The organism is Mucilaginibacter sp. A3364 (assembly GCF_059690715.1).
This window is the reverse complement of the sequence record NZ_JCAWED010000001.1, coordinates 597416-617864: the sequence shown is the minus strand read 5'-3', so window position 1 is coordinate 617864 and position 20449 is coordinate 597416. Positions and strand designations below refer to the sequence as shown.

Below are 20449 nucleotides of genomic sequence, written 5' to 3'. Positions count from 1 at the left end.
GCTTGAACCGGCGGTATTTTCGTTATTATAAACTGCTTTAATCAATCCCATCCTCCTCAAACTTCGCCATCAACTCATCTAAATCAATTTCGGCAAATGAGGTGGAGTAATCTGACAATCCATAAGGGATGATCAGTTTATTGTTATTGATGATAGAACCACAACTGTAAATAACATTAGGTACGTAACCTTCGCGTTCATCGCTGTTAGGTATCAATATAGGCTCTCTAAGGCGACCGATCTCTACCGTCGGGTCATCAAGCTTCAGTAAGCTTGCGCCCAGCACATAGCGGCGCATTGGGCCTACACCGTGGGTAATCACAATCCAGCCATTTTTGGTTTCAATTGGCGAACCGCAGTTACCTATCTGTACAAACTCCCAGCTAAACTTAGGTTTTTGCAGCAGTATCGGTTTTTCCCAGATATTGATCTTATCCGAGTACATGATATAATTGTTGCAGCCATCAATACGAGATATCATGGCATATTTACCGTTGATCTTGCGTGGGAACAGTGCCAGGTTTTTATTCTGGGCACCAGCGCCATATAGTGGCATTATTTTAAAATTATAAAAATCAGTAGTTTGCAAAAGTTTCGGCATGATCAAGGCACCGTCGTAAGCCGTATAGGTTGAGTAATACACACAGCTGCCGTCATCATTAATAAACTCTACAAAGCGGGCATCCTCAATACCTTTACGCTCATATTCAGATATCGGAAATATTACCCTGTCGGAGATATCGGTATCCAGTGAGAAAACAATTTCGTAATATGAGTCTGCCAGCCAAAGTACCTTATCATACTCCAGCCTTTTCATATCATCCTCCTGCAGCTTCTGCGAGTCGAGAATGATGCGGCGCAGGTTGGAGTACTCAAAGTGATGATCCAGTTTTGATTCCAGGTCTTTCAGTACGTCGATATTGATCTGGGTGATGGCGGCTTTATCAAAAAACAGCTTTTTGTTGTATACCGCATTCCTTACGATCTCGGCCTCGTCAATATAATTCCCGGCAGGTAGTACCGTAATGTTGTTATTTTTATCGATCAAAGCGCGGCGGAAGGTGATGGATGAAATGTGCCCCTCGCCTACGGCCCTGAAACTCATAATAACCCGGCGTTCGCCTTCGGTCAATTCGGTTTGGTCGGGGTCCTGTATGATGGATGGGTTGAAAAACGCGGCCGATTCGATGGAATACTCGTGCGTAAAGTACGAACCTATCAGCAACTTGCGGTAAACAGTCAGGGTATCGTAATCAATAGCCAGTTCGGTAAAAAAAGGCTTGAGCTTGCTACAGTGGCGATTTAAAACGCGGGTGATGTTTCTGTGCCGTTTGGAATATTCCTGCAAAAGCGGCGATATGATAGCGAACGCTTCTTCCTCGCTTATACTCATTACTCGCTCCAACACCTCCTTAGCCCGCTCATTTCCGTTAAAAAAGAATCTGGCAATAACTCGTTTCGAATCGGGATTAACCCTTACTGGCTTACGCTCGACGGATAACTTCATATATACAATTGATGTGCGTTTTAATTGTAAACACAAAGATTTGGAAATTGATTTGGGGAATTTGAATTTAGTGCTTAGTTCTTACGAGTCTTAGCAGGGTCTCTCGCAGAGGACCCTGCGTACGGCAGATAATTGGCACAGCGCAGGGTCCTCTGCGAGAGACCCTGTTGGGGCGGAAAACACAAAGTTTTGCAAATTGATTTGGGGAATTTGTTTTTTTGGTGATGGAGTACTAATCAACCCACCTATGTCATTTCGAACGAGGTACGAGTGAGAAATCTTATACACCAGGTCTACAGTCAACCAGTCCGGCGTATAAGATTTCTCCCGTTGGTCGAAATGACGGACTTTCTAAACCATACTATTCCTCTTAATCAAATATGATCGCAGGATATTATAATAACCATCCTGTATAGCAGCATCGATCAAATCAATATGATATTGGGCGCATTTCAATTCCAGCTCACGCTTATAGTGTTGCAGCGAGCTTTGGTAGGCCTGGCGGATCTTACCGGGATGCACTTTTACTTCATGACCGCTTTCAATATCAATAAAATGGTGCGGGCGATTATCAAAGTTAAAGTCGTGTTCCTTTTGTTTATCATTCACGTTGAAGATCACCACCTCGTGTTTTTTAAACTTTAAATGCTGAATGGCGGCAAACAAGGCCTGCATTTTATTTGAGTTCAGATCATTCTCCAACATATCGCTAAAAACAACAATTAACGAGCGTTGATGCACCTGGTCGGCTACATAATGCAGTACTTCGGTGATATTGGTAGCCGTGTTTTGCTTAGGCGAAGCGAAGAGTTTCTCCAGTTCGGCATATAAATAAAAAAGGTGTGTTGTGGCCGATTTTGCCGGGCTCAGCCAGTCGGCCTTGTCCGAAAACAAACACAGCCCGTAAGCGTCGCGTTGCTTTTTAAACAGGTACATCAGCGAAGCGATGGCATAGATAGAAAACTCCAGTTTGCTGGTGCCCGTTTCCGGGAAATTCATGGAAGATGAGGTGTCCAGCAGCAAATAACAGCGTAGGTTGGTTTCTTCTTCAAACTGCTTAACAAACAGCTTATCTGTACGGGCAAATAGCTTCCAGTCGATATTCTTTACAGATTCGCCGCTGTTATACAATCTATGCTCGGCAAACTCTACCGAAAAACCGTGAAAAGGGCTTTGATGCAGACCGGTAATAAAGCCTTCAACCACCTGGCGGGCCAGTAGTTCGAGGTTGGCTAGTTGGCGTACGTGCTGATCGTCATTTAACTGCGACATATCACTAAAGTAAATAAAAAAAGCGCTGCAATATATATTGCAACGCTTTTAATACTTTAAATTATATAGCTTATGCTAATTGTTTGCTCAATTTATCAGCCAGTACTGATTTTGGTACAGCACCGATCTGTTTGTCAACGATCTCGCCGTTTTTGAAGAACAGTAATGCCGGGATATTACGGATACCAAATTTAACTGATATGCCTGGGTTGTTGTCAACATTTACTTTGCCTACAACTGCTTTGCCTTCGTATTCCTTAGCAATTTCTTCTACTACCGGACCAACCATACGACACGGACCGCACCATTCTGCCCAAAAGTCTACAAGTACAGGTTTGTCTGAGTTAAGTACCAATTCGTCAAAGTTTGCGTCGGTTATTTCTAAAGCCATGATTTCTATGTTTTAATTATTTAACAAATATGGATATTCAAATAGCTTGCCACAAGTGCCGTACTGACAATCTGACAAAGAAATTACTAACAATGACGTAAGTTTTACACCATGCAGGGTTAATGACAAATTTTTGATTATCCGGCAGATGGATCCTGGTATTTGCGGTTCTCCTTATCGGTTATCCACAAACTACGAGCCTTAGCGCACTTAGCGCAGAAGAAGGTTTTGATCGGCAAAAAAAACAAAATGTTACGAAATAGCCACGGCCTCGGAAGGCGATAATGATATGGCTGATTACATTTGTAACAACGTAGAAACGGTTTATCCATATTGATGCAATTACGCAAATAACAGTTCGGCGGTTGTCCGTGTTTCAAATTTGTTACAAAACACAACCTTTAACGCAAACGTATTAACGAATTATTAAATACCCCTTAACGGTTAATTCAATCTAAACGTTACAGCTTTATTGTACAAAATGCCATTGTGGCCTTTAAGTACGTGTTATTCAACGCGAAAATTTTTTAATTTAAAACAGCGGGAATGTTGGTGATGTTAAAAATATCGGCCATCAAATCATCGCTTGGGTTTACTTTGTAGGTTTTTGAAGGCATCTCTACCAACATAGCCTCTTCCCTGTCCTTTATAACAAAACGCAGGGTACAGTTTTTCATCGGGTATCGCTCATTATTATTATTTACTGCCGCCTCAATGTCGCTCAATAATTGGTCGTTAATGGTATGCAGCTCTAACGATACGGTTAATGATTTGGTTAATTTATCGCGCATTTCTGATAACAGGCTCATGGTGCTTATGCGCAGATCCCAGTTATCCTTCTGGCGGAATTTCTCTTCGATATTACCTTTAATATGGAGGAAATAACCGTTTACCATCAAAGCCTTAAACTTCACGTAATCATCCCCAAAGAGGGCAAATTCGTACGATTCGTTATAATCCTCTAACACAAAAGTGCCGAAGGGCTTACCTGTTTTGGTCATTTTATGCTGGGCGTTACCTACCAGGCCGCCTATGGCTATCTCTCCGCGTTTACGCAGGGCCGCAAAAGCTGACATAACGTCCTCTCCTCCCTCGCCCGAACGCGCTTTCTGCATATTTTTCAGGTCGGCAATGGTACTGTTACAATAGCGTTCCATTTCCAGCTTATAGTTGTCCAAAGGGTGCCCGGTTAAATATATACCTATAACCTCCTTCTCAAACTTCAACTTTTCTATCAGGCCCCAGTCCTCACATTCGGGCATTGGTGGTTCCGGAATATAGGATGCTACCGAACCACCAAATAATGATGATTGCGAACTGTTTTGCGTGTTTTGATAATCGTTGGAATATTTGATCAAACGCTCAACGCCGGTAAGCGGTACGTTCTCTGATTTGGCGAAGTATTGTGCGCGCGGAATCCCGAAATTGTCAAAAGCGCCTCCATAAACCAAATTCTCATAAGCCTTACGGTTTACGTTGCGGGTGTTTGATCGCTGCGCAAAATCATATACCGATTTGTAAGGACCGCGTTCTATACGTTCGTCAATAATGCTTTCTACGGCTTTTTCGCCCACACCTTTAACACCCGTTAACCCAAAACGGATAACACCCGCCTTATTAGCGGTAAAAGCCATATAACTTTCGTTAACATCGGGCCCTAATACCTCAATATTCATACGGCGGCACTCCTCCATAAAGAAGGTGATCTTCTCCATACTGTTCTGGTTGTTCAATACCGCGGCCATGTATTCCGACGGGTAGTGCGCTTTCAAATAAGCGGTTTGATAGGCCACAAAAGCATAACAGGTAGAGTGCGACTTGTTGAACGCATACTGGGCAAATGCTTTCCAGTCAGTCCAAACTTTGGTTAGCTTATCTTTGGGGTGCCCTTTGGCCATGGCACCGTCCATAAACTGCGCCTCCATTTTGTTCAACACCTCAATTTGCTTTTTACCCATGGCTTTACGCAAAACGTCGGCATCGCCTTTACTAAAGCCGGCCAGTTTTTGCGACAGAAGCATCACTTGTTCCTGGTACACGGTAATACCATAGGTTTCGCCCAGATATTCCTCCATGTCGTCCAAATCGAACGTAATTTCTTCACGGCCGTGTTTACGACTGATAAAGTTGGGTATATACTCTATCGGCCCCGGGCGATAAAGGGCGTTCATGGCAATTAAGTCTTCAAACTTATCGGGCTTTAACTCGCGCAGGTACATTTGCATCCCGTCGCTCTCAAACTGGAAAGTACCGTTAGTGTCGCCACGCTGGTAAAGTTCAAAAGTTTCCTGATCATCAAGCGGGATGTAGTCAATATCAATTTCTACACCGTGATTTTGCTTAATGAGCTTTAGCGCGTCCTTTAATATGGTAAGGGTTTTAAGGCCCAAAAAGTCCATCTTGATAACGCCGGCATCTTCAATTACACGGCCATCATATTGGGTAACCAGCAGGTCAGAGTCTTTTGCTGTCGCGACCGGAACAATGTCCGTCAAGTCGTACGGCGCGATGATGATTCCCGCCGCGTGCACACCGGTGTTACGTACCGATCCTTCCAGCTTTTCCGCTTCGCGAAGAACAACGCCTTTCAGATCAGTTGATTTGTATATCTCCTGTAGTTCGGGTACCTGCTCAATAGCTTGCTTCAGGTTGATGCCTAAAGTATCGGGCACCAGCTTTTTGATCGCAGTAACGTCGCTTAGTGGCATATCCAACACCCGGCCCACGTCCTGGATACTGGTACGGGCGGCCATAGAACCGTAGGTGATGATCTGCGCTACCTGGTTCTTGCCATATTTTTCAACCACATAATCAATAACCTTTTGGCGACCAGAGTCGTCAAAGTCGGTATCAATATCGGGCATTGATTTCCTGTCGGGATTCAGGAACCTCTCGAACAGGAGGTTGTACTTCATCGGGTCGATATTGGTTATACCCGTACAATAGGCCACCACCGACCCCGCTGCCGAACCACGGCCCGGACCGATAAACACGCCGATATCTCGCCCATGCTTGATAAAGTCGGCCACAATTAAAAAGTAGCCGGCAAAGCCCATGGTGCGTATGGTGAACAGTTCAAAATTGATACGCTCTTCAACCTCGGGTGTTATATCGATATAGCGCTCCTTAGCGCCGGTAAAAGTTAAGTGCTTTAAATATTCCCACTGGTTAAGCGTATCGGCATCGGCAGTGGTGTGTATTTTAAATTCGTCGGGGATAACGAAGTTGGGCAGCAAGATGTCGCGCTTTAGTTTCAGCGTTTCTACCTTATCTACGATCTCGTTGGTATTATCTAACGATTCAGGAATATCATGGAACAGCTGCCCCATCTCTGCCTGTGTTTTAAAATAAAACTGGTCATTAGGGAAACCAAAGCGGTAGCCCTTACCACCTTCTTCATCGGTAGCTATAGGCGTGCTTTGCATATCGCCGGTGTTAACACACAGCAAAATATCGTGAGCGTTACTGTCCTGCTGATCCACGTAGTGCGAATCGTTTGAACATATAACCTTTACATTGTACTTTTTAGCGTATTTAAGCAGTTGCTGGTTAATGATCTCCTGCTCGGGGATCTCGTGACGCTGCAGCTCGATGTAGTAATCTTCGCCAAAAAGGTCAAGCCACCATTTAAATTCGGCTTCGGCTTCGTCGGGCGTACCTTTTAATATGGTTTGCGGTACCGAGGCACCAATACAGCAGGTGGTAGCAATAAGGCCCTTGTGGTGTTTTAGTATCAGCTCCTTATCAATACGCGGCCATTTGCTATAAAGGCCCTCCATGTAGCCATAGCTGCACAGCTTCACCAGGTTTTTATAACCTTCGGGATTTTTAGCCAGGAAAAGCTGGTGACGGCGCACGTCCTTTTTCTCCTTGGTAAACTGCTTACGATGGCGATCGTCCACCACATAAAACTCGCAGCCTACTATGGGTTTTACGTTATGCTTGCCGGCTTCGGCCACAAACTTAAACACGCCGAACATATTACCGTGGTCGGTAATAGCCAGGGCTTTCATGCCATCCGCCGCCGCCTTTTTATATAGTTTTGATATATCGGCAGCACCGTCAAGCAAGGAAAACTGGGTATGTACGTGTAAGTGCGAAAATTCCGGCATCGTAAAAAAATCCTTAAAAAGTGGAGAAATACAAAGTTACCAAAAAACAAGTTGGTAGGTTAATGTGTTGAAAAGTAGGTTTTGAGAATCAAGAACCAAGATTCAAGAGCCAAGATGCTATTAAATTCCGCTCCAAAGAGTCCTGACTCTTGATTCTTGCATCTTGACTCTTGCGCAGCACTAACCTTTGAAATACATATAAAATTGGGAAAATTTGGACGTATAGCTTTAAAAACCATCTTGTGGATAATTGCAAGTGTCATCATCCTGGTGTTGCTTGTGGTGGTTTTAATACAGATACCCGCCGTACAAAACTTCGTTAAAAACAAAGCGGTTACTTTCTTAGAAAATAAAATTCATACTAAGGTTGAGATTGGCCACATTAGCCTGGGCCTGCCTAAAATGCTGGTGCTGGAGGACGTTTATTTTGAAGATCAGAAAAAAGACACCCTTATAGCGGGCGACAAGCTGAAAGTAGACATCAGCATGTTGAAATTGCTGAAAAGCCAGGTAGAGATAAACGAAATAAACCTGCAGGGCATCACCACCAAAATTTACCGCGGGGCGGATAGCACCTTCAACTTCGACTATATTATTAAAGCCTTTGCCGGCGAACAGAAAAAAGAACCGAAGCCCGAGGACACCACCTCCACCATGAAGTTCTCGCTGGATAAGATCATCCTTGACCGCATTAATGTTACCTATAAGGATCTCACCACCGGTAATGATGTTAAATTCATCCTCGGCCACTTTGATACCCGGGTTAAGGATTTCGACCTGGAAAAAATGAAGTTTACCGTGCCTAAGATCACCCTTTCGGGCGTATACGCTAAGGTTATCCAAACGCCGGCGGGCTCGAGCATAGCGCAGGTGGCCGCGGTTGATACGGCTACTACGCCTTTAAACCTTGATCTTTCGCTAGGCACCATCGATCTGCAAAAAATAAAAGTTGACTACCGCAGCAGCGAAATGACCGCCAATGTTGACCTGAGCAAGTTACTGGTTGATATGGACAAGATCGACCTCAAAAACCAAAACGTAGGCATCAAAACCATCGAACTGAATGATACCAAAGCCGCTTTAGTTTTCGCCAAACCAAAAACGGTAGCCAAGGCGGTTGATAAGGCTATTAAGAAACTGGATACGCTGGCGTCAAACCCTAACAAAAGTGCCTGGCGGGCTACTTTGGGCAGCATCAAATTCAGTAATAATGATATTAAGTTTGATAATGACGCACAGGCGCCGATTAAAAAAGGACTGGACTACGCGCACATGGATATTCATGGCTTGAATGCTGATATTCAGGACTTGTCCTACAGCCCGGATACCATTAAGGGTAAGGTGAACAAGTTTACATTTAACGAGAAAAGCGGCCTGGCCATCAATAAATTTCACACCGAATTTTTATACGGACCAAAAAGCGCTTACTTAAAAGACCTGCTACTGGAAACCCCACGCACCGTTATCCAAAAAGAGCTGGAAGTTACCTACCCGTCTATCGAATCATTAAGCAAAGATCCCGGCAAACTGGGCATCAAAGCTAACCTGAACGGCAGCAAAATAGCGCTTAAAGATGTTCTGCTACTAATGCCAACCATGAGCAGCATGGAACCATTTAAAAGTTCGCCAAACGCGGTATTTACTTTAAATGGAAGGATTGACGGCCGGGTAGATAACCTGAACATCCCCGAGTTTGAAGTGCGCGGCCTGGGCAATACCCACATCAAAGCCACCGCCAAACTGCGCGGATTGCCGGACATGAATAAAGCCTACTTTGATGTAAACCTGCAAGACTTTAACACCAGCGCAGCAGATATCAACAAACTTGTTCCCAAAGGCACCATCCCGGCAAACGTAAGTGTGCCGGCTCAAATGAATTTGAAAGGCATCTTTAAAGGCAGCATGTATACTTTCAACACCAAACTAAACCTGCGCTCAAGTTATGGCGCGGTGGATTTGGTCGCTACGCTTAAAAACGGCAACAATAAAAAAGCGGCTACTTACACCGCTAATATCAAAGCCAATAAACTAAACGTTGGTGCTTTAACCAAGCAACCGCAAACTGTGGGGATGATCACTATGTCGGCTAATGTTAAAGGACGCGGTATCGACCCAAAAACCGCAAGCCTGCAATTTAATGGTGATCTAGCCAGCGCTTACGTTAACGGTTACAACTACCAAAACCTGGTAATGAAAGGTACCGCCGTTAACGGTAGCTACACCGCTGTGGCCCGCATGAAGGATCCGAACATCAACTTCAATATCGATTTGGCGGCCAACCTGAATAAAAAATATCCATCGGTTAAGGGCAACATTTTACTGGATAGTATCGATCTGCAAAAACTGCATTTCAGCAAAGATCCGCTGCGCTTACATGGTAAAATTGTGGCCGATGTGCCTACGGCAGATCCGGATTATTTGAATGGCACTATCAACATAACTGACCTGCTGGTGGTTAATAAAGATCAGCGCATTAAGATGGATACCATCAGCATTGTATCAACCGCCAATGCCGATAGTAGTACACTACGCTTAAAAACGCCTATCGCCAGCGCTAAACTGGCCGGTAAATACCAGTTAACGCAAATTGGCGCTGCCATGCAGGACATGATCAACAAATACTTTGACATGAACCTGGCCAGCACCGGCGTAGCTACTACCGTGGCAAAAAAACCGGCTTACCCGCCGCAGCAATTTACCTTTAGACTGCGCGTGGTGAAAACGCCGCTGCTTACCCAGTTCCTGCCCGACCTGAAACAGCTTGACCCCATCAATCTCAGCGGCCGTTTTAACAGTCAGAGTGGTGAGTTTGTGGTGAACGGCGGGGCCAGCAAAATTGTATACGGTACAAACGTGGTCAACAATTTTAAACTGGGCCTAAACACGGCTAACAATGCGCTTAACTACAGCATTACCGCTGATGAGATCAAAGCATCTTCAAGCATAGATCTGCTCAATACCAGCATTACCGGTAACGCGCAGAATAATAAGCTAAACATCAGCTTACAGGTGCGCGATATTGCCAAAAAAGAACGCTACCGCATTGCCGGCGTATTTAGCGCATTGCCAAATCAATACCAGTTTAGCTTTGTGCAAAACGGCTTATTGCTAAACTATGTGGCCTGGACGGTTAACCCCGACAATGCTCTCCAATTTGGCAATAAAGGTTTGCTGGCGCGAAATGTGAATTTGACCAATGCCAACCAGGTGCTGAGCATTAACAGCTCTTCGCCGCAGTTAAACTCGCCTATTACGGTAAACTTCCAAAACTTTAAGATAGAAACCATCACCACCATGGCCCAGCAGGATTCGCTGCAGGTAGGTGGCGTTATCAACGGCAATGCCCGCATTAGCGATCTGGATAAAAGCATGAAGTTTACGGCGGATATGAACGTTACCGACTTCAGCTTTAAAGGCGATACCGTGGGCAACATCGCCCTAAAAGTAAATAACCAAACGGCTGATGCCTACGCTGCCAATGTGAGCATTACCGGCAAGGGTAACCAGGTTGATCTGACCGGCCTTTACTATACCGCGCCAACCAGTCGCATGGATTTGAACCTGGCCATCGTCAACCTCAACATGAAAAGTATTGAAGGCTTTAGCTTTGGCGCCATCCGCAACGCGAAGGGTAATATTACCGGCGCCTTGAAAATAACCGGCACACCAAGCGCGCCTGTGGTGCGGGGCGATGTAAACTTTAACCAGGTTGGTTTTAACGTTTCGATGCTCAACTCCTACTTCACCATGCCGCGCGAAACCATCACCTTTAACGAGGAGGGCATCTATTTTAAAGATTTCACGATGGTTGATTCTACCAGCAACAAAGCCATCGTATCGGGTACACTCTACACCAAAACCTTTACCGACTTTAAATTCGGTTTGGATATTCACGCCGAAAACTTCCGCGTGGTTAACTCTACCCGGGCAGATAACAAACTATTCTACGGTAAGCTGTATATCAATACAGATATCAAAATTCGCGGTACGCAAACCTCACCCGTTGTTGATGCGACCTTGACCGTAAATGATAAAACCGACATGACCATTGTACTGCCGGGCACCGACCCGGGTATCGAGGACAGAAAAGGCGTAGTTGAGTTTTATGACGAGGATACACCGAAGCTCGACTCTATTTTGCTGGCGCGACAACTGGATTCACTCAAAAAATCGGACGTTACCGGCATGGACGTATCGGCAAATATTAATGTAAGTAAAAACGCCGTATTTCACATTGTGATAGACGAACGTAACGGCGACGTGGTGCACCTGCGCGGCGCGGCCAGTTTAAACGGTGGCATTGATAAGAGCGGTAAAATTAACCTGACGGGAACTTATACCGTGGAAGAAGGTTCATATGCCCTATCATACGCGTCGGTCAACCGTAAATTCAACTTTAAACGCGGCAGCACTATCACCTGGACCGGCGACCCAACCAGCGCCAATATTAACCTGACGGCTATTTACGTTGCCAACGTACCGCCAATTGATTTGGTAGCCGACCAGCTGGCCGGTTCTGAAAACGCGGTGCAGTACAAACAAAAATTACCGTTCAACGTAAATTTGAACCTGCGTAACGAGTTGCTGAAACCAGAAATTACTTTTGACATTGTATTGCCGGATAGCACTTACACCGTATCGCCTACGGTAATAAGCACCGTTAACACCCGCCTGAACCAGGTACGGCAAGACCCTAACGAATTAAATAAACAAGTGCTGGGCGTACTGGTGCTGGGCCACTTTATTGGCCAAAACCCGCTGCAAAGCCAGGGCGGCGGCGGTGGAGTTAACGGCGCAATACGAAGTAGTGTGAGCAGTTTACTGAGCGACCAGTTAAACAAACTGGCTGGCAACCTGATAGCTGGTGTCGACCTGGATTTCGGTTTATCATCCGGCGAAGATTACTCATCGGGCACCGCCACTAACCGAACCGATCTGAACGTGGGCCTATCTAAACGATTCCTTAATGACCGCCTAACCGTGACCGTAGGCAATAACTTTAACCTGGAAGGCGCACAAACCGGCGAGAAGACCAATAACATTGCCGGAAACCTTTCGGTGAATTATAAGTTAAGTCAGGACGGACGTTACATGTTACGCGCTTATCGCCGCGAGCAGTTTGTGGTTATACAGGGCCAGATCATCGAAACCGGCGTAGGCTTTACGCTGACGGTGGATTATAACCGCTTTATCCAGATCTTCCGCCGCAGTCGTGAAGACCGAGAAGCGCGTAAACGCTACAAGGAGCAAAAAGAAGAACGCGAGAAAAAAGAAGAACAAATAGAAAAAAGCCAGGATGCCAAAACAGCGGCCGACTCGGTGAAAGCGAATTAATACGTTATAACGAACAAGGGGGTGTCATGCTGAGGCACTCGAAGCATGCGCGGTGGGCCTTTGCCCCCACTCTTCGAGTGCCTCAGGGTGACATACCCCCGCTTACGAACAAAAGAAACAAACAACAGTGCGCGCCGGGTGTCATGCTGAGCTCTGTCGAAGCATGTGGGCAAAGGCCTCTGCGCTCCCCCCTTCGACGGAGCTCAGGGTGACAACCACCCCACGTTGATATACATAATTACAAAGGGTTAACCCATGATAAAAAAACTAACATACCTACTCATACTTACGCTGGTACTACAGGCCTGCAGTAACACCAAATTTTTGCCTGCAGGGCAAAAACTATATACCGGCGGCGAGGTAAAAGTTATTGATACCAACGCTACGGTAAGCAAAAGCGACAAGAAAGTAATCGAGGGCGAACTAAAAGAACTGCTTCGCCCAAAACCAAATGGTTCTATACTGGGCCTGCGCATAAAATTGTGGATCTACAATAAAACCCGCACCACCAAACAAAAAGGTTTAAAGCACTGGCTGAACACCAAGTTTGGCGAACCGCCTGTGTTGGTTAGCGCTGTCGATTTGGAAAAAAACAGCGCTGTGTTGACCAATCGCCTGCAAAACATTAGCTATTTCCAGGCGCAGGTAAGTGGCGATACCGTGAGCAAAAACAAAACGGCTAAGGCGGTATTCTCTGTACTAACCGGACCAGCTTACCAGATCAGGAACCTTACCTTCCCTACCGATAAAGGAAGTTTGGATACCGCCGTTGCCGGAACCTCCAAAAAATCATTGTTAAAAGTTGGAGACAAGTATAACCTGGACGTGATCAAAAACGAGCGCCTGCGTATTGATGCTCGTTTAAAGGAAGAAGGTTTTTATTATTTCTCGGCCGAGGACCTGATCATCCGCGTGGATAGTACGGTGGGCGACCATAAGGTTGACCTGACCATGAAGGTTAAAAACGAAACCGCCGATAAGGCCAAACGCATTTACACCATTAACAACATTTACGTTTACCCTAGCTATACCCTGCGCGATACTTCGTTAAAGTTGGATTCGGCTGAAAAATATCGTTGGTACAATGTTATCGACCCGCGTAAAACCATCCGCCCTATGGCTTTTAAAAACACGGTTTTACTGCAACCGGGCGAAGTTTATAACCGTACCGAACATAACAACAGCTTGAACCGTTTCGTTAACCTCGGTCCGTTTAAATATGTAAAGAACAGGTTTGAGGATGTATCCAAAGATTCATCAAAACTGGATGTGTATTACTTCCTGACTAAATACCCTAAAAAATCGTTGCAATTGGATGTGTTAGGCAGAACCACATCGGCCAACTATTTGGGTACACAGGTAAATATTAACTGGCGGAACCGTAACGCTTTTAAAGGTGCCGAGACTTTAACCCTGGGCGTATTTGGAAGTACCGATGTACAATACTCGGGCCAAAGCAGCGGCTATAATGTATACCAATTAGGCGCTACAGGTACTTTATCATGGCCGCGTTTTATAAGCCCGGTGGAGTTTAGGCAGGATAACGCTTACATACCACATACCAACTTAACACTGGGCTTTACCATTACTAACCGTACGCAGCTGTATACCTTGCACTCGTTTAACGGTTCGTTCGGTTACTCATGGAAATCAGATCCAAAACGCCAGCATGATCTAAACCTGATCAACATCACTTATGTAAGGCCGCACAACGTAACCCAGGAATATCGCGACAGCATAGCCAGCAACGGCAACCCTGCTTTGGCCCACGTAATTGATAAACAATTAACTTTTGGCCCAAGCTACAGCTATACTTACACCAATACAATGGACGAATGGCGCCAGAACACTTTTTTCTGGAACGCTAAAATTAGCTGGTCGGCCGCATTAACGGGTTTAATAACCGGCGCCGATACGCTGGCAGGTAAAGTGCGCAATATATTCGGCACGCCGTTTAACCAGTATTTTAAACTGGAGAATGAGTTCCGCTTTTACCATAAAACCGGTCCTGGCAGCAGCTTCGCGTTCCGTGCTATTGCCAGTGTGGGTGTGCCTTATGGCAACTCCACCCTGCTGCCATACACCCAACAGTTCTTTATCGGCGGTACAAACAGTTTAAGAGGTTTTAGGGCACGATCATTAGGCCCGGGCACTTACTACTACCCGGATAGCTTGCGTTCAAAGAACGGCTTCCTGCCAGATCAATCGGGCGATATTAAACTGGAAGCTAACGTAGAGTGGCGACCAAAACTATTCAGCATCGTACGCGGCGCGGTATTTATTGACGCCGGTAACATCTGGAACGTAAAATCGCAGGCGGGCCTGCCGGGCGCAGCCTTTGGCAAAACTTTCTTTAAAGAACTGGCGGTGGATGCCGGTGTAGGTTTACGCTTTGACGCAACGGTGCTGGTATTACGTACCGACCTGGGCTTCCCGCTGCGCAAACCATGGTTGCCCGACGGACAGCGCTGGGTGATCAATCAAATCGATTTCGGTAGCAGCGCCTGGCGCAGCCAGAATCTGGTGTTTAACTTAGCGATAGGATATCCGTTTTAATTTAATGAGTGAAGGATGGATTTAGTGAATGAGTGAGTAATTATTGATTTAATGATACTTAAAGCGGTGAAATTTTCATCGCTTTTTTTGTTAAGTTTATGATACAAAATTGGTTATGAAAAATAGTAAATGGCTGATGGCCCTGGGCCTGTTCGCAGTTGCGTTAAGCGCTTTTGTAGGTAACAAAAAAAGCAGCGACAATATTCCTTTGGCTGATACTTTGGGTTACCAGGTGGATACGCTGGCTAAAAACCTGGTGGTGCCTTGGCAAATTCTTTTCCTGCCGGATAACACCATGCTGTTTACCGAACGTAGTGGCAAGTTGCGCATCTACCGTAACGGTAAACTGGCGGATAAACCTGCTTTTGTGGTGCGCGACATTCCGCAGCGCAATAAAACCGGTTTGCTTGGCTTGGTACTTCACCCTGATTTTGCAACTAACCGTTACATCTATATGGCCAATAATTATAACGAAGGTAACGGCATCCGCCTGCAGATAGTGCGTTACGAGTTCAGGAGCGATACGTTGCTGAAACCTTTAGTAATTCGCGATGGTATACCTGCCAACCAAAACCACACCGGCTGCCGCCTGGTTTTCGGCCCCGACCGTAAGCTCTACATCACCACCGGCGATGCCGACCAGGCTATCCTGTCGCAGGATCTGAAAACCTACAACGGTAAAATTTTAAGGGTGAACGATGATGGCAGTATCCCGCCTGATAACCCTTTCATTAATAACGACACGGCTAAAAAGGATGTATTTACCTACGGTCACCGCAACCCGCAGGGCTTCGCGTTCCAACCCGGCAGCAACACCATCTTCGCTACCGAGCATGGGCCTACCGGGGGTGACGAGATCAATATTATCCGCAAAGGTCAAAACTATGGTTGGCCGCTTATTCACCACCAACAAACCCGCGGGGGCATGATCACCCCTATCGCCGAGTTCAGCCCATCCATAGGCCCCAGCGGCACCATATTTTACACCGGCGACAAGTTCCCTGATCTTAAAAACCGCCTACTGGTAGCCTGCCTGCGCGGCGAGGGCATATTGAAAGTAACCCTCGACGGAGATAAAATAGTAAACCAGGAAATGTTGTTTAAAAAACATTTCGGCCGCATACGCTGCGTGGCGCAGGGACCGGATGGCTACCTGTATTTCTCCACCTCCATGGTAGATCCCGGCGAAGGCAAACCCCGCCCGGGTGATGATATGGTATTGCGCCTTCGTCCAGCGGGAAGTAAAAATGTGGCGCTATCTTCAGAGAAGATCATAGCCAATACCGTAGCGCAAAAAACGCCTGTTAAAACAACGCCGGCTATCCTGTTTCAACAAATGTGTGCCAGTTGCCACGATGCCAAATTGCGCGGTACTGATAAAGGACCAAGCCTGCTTAGCGCTAAAATGGTACATGGCGCTACTAAAGCAGCCCTCATCAAAACCATAACCAACGGCGTGTTGGACAAAGGCATGCCCGCCTGGAACGGCGCCATCAGCAAAGCTGATATTGATAAACTGGCGAATTATATCATCGCAAACAGGAAGTTGACATCTACACGGAATTAGAATGCATCCGGTAGACGCAAAATGCGTCTCTACACATCAACAAAAAAGCCGCCCCGAAAGAGGGCGGCTTTTTTGCTCTGCAGAATCGTCACAGCACAAATATCTTTAACATCTGGTTACCGGCTGTTCCGCCGCGTTTGTCGGTAAATTCTTTTAACATTTTAAATAATTCTTTGCCGGTTTGGGGTTTCCCTTTTTTAGGCGGAACGATGGTAGCTTCAGGCACATCGGCAACAGTTACTTTGATGGCCGTCCAGATAACGTGTTCTTTGGGCAGGGCCAGTTTTAATATCATACCCGGTAAACCCGAGAATGATTCAGGACCGCCGCTCATCCATATCTTATCAGTATAAAAAGCCACTACATATACCGAGTCTAATATCAATCCATTCGCGCGACGACAAGTGTAGCCGGCTATTTCCTGGGTTTCATCGGTAAGTTTCCATACAATTTTGCTGGCACTGTCGGTCACTAAAAAAGTTTCGCCTACCGCGTCTTTTTGTATTACGCGTTTGTTGGCCGTTCCATCCGTGTAAACGGTATTGATCTGATTGGTAAGCGGCGGGTTCATAAAAACAGCCGGGGCCTCTGTAGGTGGTTCGGGGGTAAATAATGATTTGTTGTTATTAAACACCAGTTTGCTTTTGCTTACCAAAAACTGTGGCTTTGTTTTTTTAAACTGATCAAACGCCTGGCTCATCAGGTCGCGAAATGTGCCGCCGTTTTGATTCAGCATTTGTTGGCCTATGGCAAAGGTGTTCAGGCTTCTATCGTACTCAATAGTGCCGCTTTTTATGGCTTTTTGCTGCGCGAATATAGTTCCGCAGGTAAATAAGCTGATAAATAATGCTATGATGGTTTTCATGGGTCGTCTATTTTTTATCATCAGTTGAGGTGCCGAATTTGGTAAAATCCCAGCTTACGGTTAGTAAAAAATACCTGCGGATGGTATTATAGTTAGTTTGGCTTATCACGTTGGCACTTTGGTTCCGGAATATTTGCACTTGGTCAAGAATGTTATTGGCGCTCAGGTCAACCTTCAGGTTTTTCTCTTTGAGGAAGGTTTTGCCAAAAGTAGCGGTCCAGTTAGTTACAGACTGCGATGGCAACTGCTCGGTTTTAGCCCGGTAGTTGTAATTTAAGTTTGTGGTTAACTGGAATGAAGCCGGCAGGAACAGCTGGCCATAAACAAAGCCATTGGCACCCGCCGCGTTGGCATTTATGGTTGAACCCTCTGTTTTGCTAAACGTGTAGTTAGGCCCGCCGTTAAAACTGATGCTATACTTGTTTGCTTTATACTTACCGCCATTAATACCAAAATTATAGCTGGTGTTTACGGTTTTTCGCAGGTCGTTACCAATATAGCTGTAACTTATATTGCCGTTGGTACTAACATTCAAGCCTCCGCTCATCCCCAGTACCGGCCGGTTAAAATAGGCAAAGGCACCGTAATTGATCTGTGCCTTATCTGCCAGGTTAACAAACTGGTTAACAGATTTACCGGTTGTAGCATCATAACTAGTGCGGTAAACTATAGGATTGGTTACGTACCCGAAATTACCCGACATTGAAAAAAACTGGTTTTTTAACTGCTGCACAGCACTGTATGACACATTTAAATTATTGTTAAAAGTTGGGCGCAGGTTAGGGTTACCTACCGTAATGTTTGTTACATCGGCATTTGAGCGTAGGGGTTGTATCTGGTTAATGGTTGGCTGCGTGTTACTACCGTTGTAATTGATGTTAAGGGTTTTTGAGGTAGTTATTTTATACTGATACCTTACTGACGGGCGCCAGTTTATAAAATTGCGATGAAACACGTTGCCGTTAAACTGGTTTACCTGCTTATACCCTACCGCCGCGGCGTTGGTACCAAATATTAACAAGGTTTTTGCCGTGTGGTAGTTAAAATTAAGGCCTACCTGGTTTGCAAGCTGGTTAAGGGTATAGCTGTTACTAACTGTTGGGTCGAGGATATTGTATTGACCCGGTGCAGACGCGTTGTACGACAGCAGATCCTGCGAGCTGTTATTTATTTGCATACCATAGTTAACCGTAAGCGCGAATTTTTTTGAAAGCGGCTCGGTGTAGGTTATGCTGTTATTTAATACAAAACTTTTTGAAAAAGTGGGTTTGTACTGGTCGGTCAAACTATCTGTAGCGGTTGAAGCTACAAACAATTCAGTCCTTTGGTAAGCAGTGCTACGGTTCTCACTGTAGGTTTGGTTGACGTCCCATGAAAAGGTACGGCCGTCTTTTTTAAGTTTTTTGCTGTAAAATACACCTGTGGTAATAGCTTTTGCCTCTCCGTTGCTGGTGTTATTATCCGTACGCCTGTTTAACAGGTTACCGTCACCATCAGTAACCGTGCTTGCCGAATTGCTTTGCCTGTCGGTGTTCCTGATGTTGCCGCTTATGTCAACCTTTAAGTTGGCCGTTGGGCTCAGCGTATTTTGATAGGTTGCATCCAGTTTTTGACGGAAAGAGTTGTTATCGGTCTTATCGCCCGACACGGTATTTTTTATAACCGAACCGTAGTTGGTTTGCGAAGTACCGTCTTGCTCGGTATACAGGTTTACCGAACCAATTTTATAATTGGCATTGATAGATTCTTTATCGTTATTCCATTTGCCATCATAATGTGCGCCACCTGAGCGGGCTGTAGGCAAACCACGACCATTATAATAGTCCATATCATCGCCGCCCCCAAATATGGCTATGCCGCCGCCATCCATTACCTGTACGTTACTGGTTGTACCCAGTTTACTGCTTTCGGCAAAACCAAGGCCCATTTTACCATCGTTGGAGGTAATGCCGTATACCGAAAATTTACTTTTAGCCCTGAACATGTTATACATGGCCTGGCCCTCGTAAAAACCTTTGGTGCCGCCGGCTGCTATCACTTTGCCAAAAACGCCTTTCTTTTTATCCTCTTTAAGCTTAACGTTAAGGGTTTTGGTTTTTATACCGTCGTCAATACCCGTAAAGGTGGCCTGGTCGCTTTTTTTATCGTATATCTGGAATTTATCCACCATATCGCCGCGGATGTTTTTGGTAACCAGTGTGGGGTCGTCGCCAAAAAACTCCTCGCCGTCTACCAGTACCTTATTAATGGCCTCGCCCTGGTATTTTATCTTGCCATCCTTATCAACCTCCATGCCCGACACCTGCCTTAACAAGTCCTCTACTTTTGAGTTGGGTTGGATAACCAGCGCCTTGGCGTTGATCTCGGTGGTGTCGCCTTTTAGTTTAAGCAGGCTGGCTTTGCCTTTGATGATCACCTCCTGCAAAATGCGCGACTTAGGGCTCATGCTGATGTTGCCAAAATCATACTCCTTCCTGGCCGGGTCAAGCGTAAAGCCGTCAATGTAATCCGCATAGTCTGGGTAGGTTACCAGCAACAGGTAATTGCCCGCGGGTAAGCCGCTCATGGAAAACGAGCCATCGGGTGCCGAATGGGTAAACTTTCGCAAAATGGAATCCTTTGCGTTTAGGATAGTTACCGTTGTGGTTAAACGGGTTTTTAAAACGGTATCAATAGTGGAGCCCTTTACCGTATAGGTAGTTTGCGCCCGCACAGAAAAAACAGATACCAAGACAATAAAAATTGTGAAGATGGTTAGTCTCATAACATGGGTTTAAGGTTAAGACTAATGTATAACTAAAATTTTAGTAATACATCGGTTTAACAAAATTTAACATTGTAAATA

Annotated in this window: 9 protein-coding genes; 3 read left to right on the top strand and 6 right to left on the bottom strand. The window is 45.5% G+C overall.

Annotation, left to right across the window (positions count from 1 at the left end):
* Positions 1-37 precede the first annotated feature (37 nt).
* The 4 genes from AC59JT_RS02575 to dnaE form a co-directional block, all read right to left on the bottom strand.
* Positions 38-1507, bottom strand: coding sequence for a glycoside hydrolase family 130 protein (locus tag AC59JT_RS02575; RefSeq protein ID WP_497395825.1), 1470 nt, complete (start codon positions 1505-1507; stop codon positions 38-40).
* Positions 1508-1858: 351 nt separating this feature from the next.
* Positions 1859-2779, bottom strand: a complete 921-nt coding sequence (locus AC59JT_RS02570) for a DUF58 domain-containing protein (protein ID WP_497395823.1) — start codon at positions 2777-2779, stop codon at positions 1859-1861.
* A gap of 70 nt (positions 2780-2849) precedes the next feature.
* On the bottom strand, positions 2850-3170 hold the full coding sequence (trxA, locus tag AC59JT_RS02565) for a thioredoxin (protein WP_497395821.1): 321 nt from the start codon (positions 3168-3170) through the stop codon (positions 2850-2852).
* Between the two features lie 527 nt (positions 3171-3697).
* Positions 3698-7282 (bottom strand): DNA polymerase III subunit alpha, encoded by a 3585-nt coding sequence (gene dnaE, locus AC59JT_RS02560; protein ID WP_497395819.1) that lies wholly within the window; start codon positions 7280-7282, stop codon positions 3698-3700.
* Between the two features lie 204 nt (positions 7283-7486).
* On the opposite strand from dnaE, the gene AC59JT_RS02555 reads away from it, so the two are divergent.
* The 3 genes from AC59JT_RS02555 to AC59JT_RS02545 all read left to right on the top strand — a co-directional run bounded on the left by AC59JT_RS02555 (position 7487) and on the right by AC59JT_RS02545 (position 16739).
* The gene (locus AC59JT_RS02555; protein WP_497395817.1) at positions 7487-12616 is read left to right on the top strand and encodes a translocation/assembly module TamB domain-containing protein; all 5130 of its coding nucleotides are present in this window, start codon (positions 7487-7489) and stop codon (positions 12614-12616) included.
* A gap of 255 nt (positions 12617-12871) precedes the next feature.
* Positions 12872-15172 carry a translocation and assembly module lipoprotein TamL gene (gene tamL, locus AC59JT_RS02550; RefSeq protein ID WP_497395815.1) on the top strand — a complete coding sequence of 767 codons (2301 nt, stop codon included), beginning with the start codon at positions 12872-12874 and terminating at the stop codon, positions 15170-15172.
* Between the two features lie 115 nt (positions 15173-15287).
* Positions 15288-16739 carry a PQQ-dependent sugar dehydrogenase gene (locus AC59JT_RS02545; RefSeq protein WP_497395813.1) on the top strand — a complete coding sequence of 484 codons (1452 nt, stop codon included), beginning with the start codon at positions 15288-15290 and terminating at the stop codon, positions 16737-16739.
* Between the two features lie 88 nt (positions 16740-16827).
* Here the strand turns inward: AC59JT_RS02545 and AC59JT_RS02540 are convergent, their stop codons facing one another.
* Positions 16828-17604, bottom strand: a complete 777-nt coding sequence (locus tag AC59JT_RS02540) for a GLPGLI family protein (protein ID WP_497395811.1) — start codon at positions 17602-17604, stop codon at positions 16828-16830.
* 7 nt (positions 17605-17611) lie between these two features.
* Positions 17612-20368 carry a TonB-dependent receptor gene (locus tag AC59JT_RS02535; RefSeq protein ID WP_497395809.1) on the bottom strand — a complete coding sequence of 919 codons (2757 nt, stop codon included), beginning with the start codon at positions 20366-20368 and terminating at the stop codon, positions 17612-17614.
* Positions 20369-20449 lie beyond the last annotated feature (81 nt).